This window comes from Streptomyces mexicanus, from assembly GCF_902506575.1.
GTDB lineage: Bacteria > Actinomycetota > Actinomycetes > Streptomycetales > Streptomycetaceae > Streptomyces > Streptomyces mexicanus.
Genome location: NZ_LR732590.1, coordinates 1 through 3453, shown reverse-complemented (window position 1 = coordinate 3453; position 3453 = coordinate 1). Strand labels below are relative to the sequence as shown.

General features: G+C 77.0%; 1 protein-coding gene. It reads right to left on the bottom strand.

What is annotated here, in order from left to right:
• Positions 1-347: 347 nt before the first annotated feature.
• The gene (locus GV126_RS32815) at positions 348-3185 is read right to left on the bottom strand and encodes an ATP-binding protein (protein ID WP_159674672.1); all 2838 of its coding nucleotides are present in this window, start codon (positions 3183-3185) and stop codon (positions 348-350) included.
• Positions 3186-3453: the final 268 nt, after the last annotated feature.

Sequence of the window (3453 nt, the reverse complement as noted above, 5' to 3'; positions counted from 1 at the left end):
CGACGTCCTCCATACTGTTTTTGTTGTATACGCACGCCGCCCCCCACGAGATCTCCACGTAGGGGGCCGTCGGCAGCGTCAGTTGTGTATAAGAGCCAGCTCCCGTGTGCCCGGGCGAGCGGCACGCCGTTCACGGTAGGGGTCGCCCCACCCGCCTCCAATGAGGGAACCCCCTAAGGGGGTTGGGCAGGGAAAACCCTCGGTCGTCACCTCGCGGTCGAACCCCTCGGTCGTCCCTGACCGCCCCCGGCCGACCCCCAGGCCGGCCGGGGACGTCCTCGGCCGGTCCGGGGTCCGCCGGCGGCGGCCCTCACTGGATCCACGCCGTCAGTCAACCCGCGCCGCGCTCACTTCGCGCGCCGGGCCGCCGCCAATCGGACGATGTCCACCCGCGAACGGATCCCCAGCTTGCGGTACACCCGGGTCAAAGTCGCCTCCACCGTCTTGACGCTGACGAACAGTCGCGCCGCGATCTCCCGGTTGGTGGCGCCCTCCATGACCAGCGAGGCGACCTGACGCTCCATCGACGCCAGCCCCTCCAGCGCCGCCGGCACCTGCTCGGGCGGCGCGGGGCGGTCCAGCGCGGCGGCCTCCACCCGGCGCAGCCACGGCAGCGCACGGCACCGCCGGAACAGGCGCGCCGCCTCGTCGTACGACGTCGGGCCGGGCCGCCCGCTGGTCCGCAGCCGGGCCAGCGCGAACGCGGCCCGCGCCTCCTCCAGGCCGATGCCGAGCCTGGCCAGCCGGTCCTGCGCGGACGTCAGCTGGGCGACGGCGGCCCGCGTCTCGCCGCGGGCCGCCCGCACCAGCGCCTCGGCCCGGTCCAGCACGGCCAGCACGCCCTCCCGGTCCAGCCGCAGCGCCTGCTGCCGGGCCACGTCGATGACCTGCTGCGCCTCCGCCACCTCCCCGGTGAGCACGAGCGCCTCGGCCAGGTCGCCGTGCCAGCGGCCGCGGGCCGGGTCGGTGATGCCGAGCGCCGGTTCCAGTTCCCGCACCCGGCGCAGCGCCGCGACCGCCGCCGGCGCGTCCCCGGCCACGAACCGGGCGTGCCCCAGGGCGGCCAGGGCCCGCGAGAGGTACATCTGGTCGCCGTCCTCCTCGGCGAGCCGCACCGCCTCCCCGGCCAGCGCCAGCGCCGCGCCGGTGTCGCCGCCGGACGCCTCGGCGAGGGAGGCCAGCATCGCCGAGGCGCCCTCGCCGATGCCGGTGTCCCGGGCCAGCCGCAGGCTCTCCCGGGCCAGGTCCAGGGCCCGCCCGCAGTGCCCGGCGCGCAGTTCGGTCTCGGCGAGGGACCGCAGGTAGTGCACCTCGCTCTCGACCATGCCGCGCCGCCGCACCTCGCGCAGCAGCGCCGTGATGGTCGCCCGGGCCTCGGTGAGCCGGTCGCTCATCAGCAGGAAGCGGAAACGGGCCGAGCCGACGCCGTTGTGGTGGCAGGCCACATAGGGGTCCTGGGGCTCGCTCATCGCGCGTGCGATGGTGGCCGCGGCGTCCGGATGGCCCATCAGGGTCTCGGTGGACGCCTGGAAGGCCAGCGCCATCAGCTCGGTACGGCGGTCCCCGCCGCGCGCGGCCAGCTCGGCGGCGTGCGCGGCCTCCCGGCGGGCCTCGGCGAAGTCGCCGCCCACGACCAGGCCGCGCCAGGCCAGCTGGTAGTGGACCAGGGCGAGCAGCCGCGGGTCGTCGCCGGCGTCGGCGAGGGCCTGCGGGAAGACGGCGTCCACGTCGCCGAGGGCCTGCCCGGCCGCCTCGATCACCACCATCCACGCCCGCACCCGTTCGGCGGGCACGGTGGCCCGGGTCAGCACCTCGCGGGCGATGTCCCGGGCCAGGTCCACCTCGCCCGCCGTGATGGCGTCCTCGGCGGCCAGCAGCCGCCGCTCGTCCGGGCCCACCTCGCCGCCGGCCGGGGTGTGCCGGGCGGCGAGCAGCCCGAGCGAGGCGGCCACCGACGGCGCCCCGCGGTCCCGGGCCAGCGTGGCCGCCTCGGCGAGCCGGGCGGCCACCTCCGGATCGGTGCCGGTGGTCGCCAGGGCCAGGTGGCGGGCCCGCTCGATGGGGTCGGAGGCCGCCGTGGACAGGGCGGCGTGGGCGGCCCGGCGCTCCTGGGCGGTGGCCTCCGCGTACAGCGCGGCCGAGATCAGCGGGTGCGCGAACCGCACGGCCGGGCCCTCCGGCTCGGTGGCCAGCAGCCCGAGTTCGGCGGCGCGGGCGCACTCCGCCTCGGCGTTCACCCGGCCGGCGGCGTGCAGCAGCGCCGGGGTGGGGCGGGCGCCCGCGCTGGCCACGAGCAGGGTGCGGCGGGCCTCGTCCGGCAGCATCCGCAGCCGGTCGAGCACCAGGGCGCGCAGCGAGGTGGGCACCGGCAGCGGCTCCCCGGGGCGCGGCGGGGTGGGGCTCTCGGCCAGGGCGCGGCCCAGCTCCAGGGCGAACAGCGGGTTGCCGCCGCTGGTGCGGTGGATGTCCCGGACGGTGGAGCGGGGCAGGCCGGGGTAGCCGCGGTGGTCCAGCAGCGCGGAGACCTGGGCGCGGGTCAGCGGGCCCAGGCGCACGGAGAGGGTGTCGGGCGGGCAGGGGGGACCTCCCGCGCGGGCGAAGCCGAGCGCGGGGGAGCGCAGGTGCCGGTCGTAGTCCTCGTCCTCGGTGCGCACCGCGCACAGCATCCGCACGGGCGTCTCGCCCAGCCGGCGGGCGGCGAACCCCAGCAGCTCGGCGCTGGCCGAGTCCAGCCACTGCAGGTCGTCCGCGACGATCAGGACCGGGCCTTCGGCGGCCAGCGCGCGCAGCACGGAGAGCACCGCCAGGCGCAGCGCCAGACCGTCGCGCTGCAGGGTGGACTCGCCGCGGCCGGTGAGCGCCGACTCCAGCGCGGTGCGCTGGGCGGCGGGCAGCGTGGCGGACACCTCGTCCAGCACCAGCCCGAAGAGATCCGCCAGCGCCAGGAACGGCAGGTGGGATTCGGACTCGGTCGCCGAGCAGCGCAACACGGTACGGGCCGTCGGGGCGTATTCCGCGGCCAATGCCCGCAGCACGGTCGACTTTCCTATTCCGGCCGGCCCGTGCAGCAGCACACTGCCGCCCCGGCCGAGCTGCTCACGCGCCGCCGCGGTGGCCTCTTCCTGGCCTATGACCAGCTCGGAGCGGCAGCCCGCTGGGCCCTTGAAGTCCCGTCGCACGGTCACCGCTCCCCTCGTGTGTCGTGGCCGCACCGAATTCTAGGCAACGCACCCCTGAATTCCGGACGGCCGGGGGGAGTGAGGGAATCGACATCGGACCGCGCACCGGCGAATTCCAAACCGCCCCCGGAGGAATGCGCACCCGGCACGGACGCGCCGCCGCGCCCCACCGGCACCGCCCCCGCCGGGGCCGGTGTCGGCGAGCCAGTCGGCGGGCCGCCGGACGCCGGCGGGGTGCTCGACGCCGAACAGGCGGTGGCCCCCGCGCTTGAGG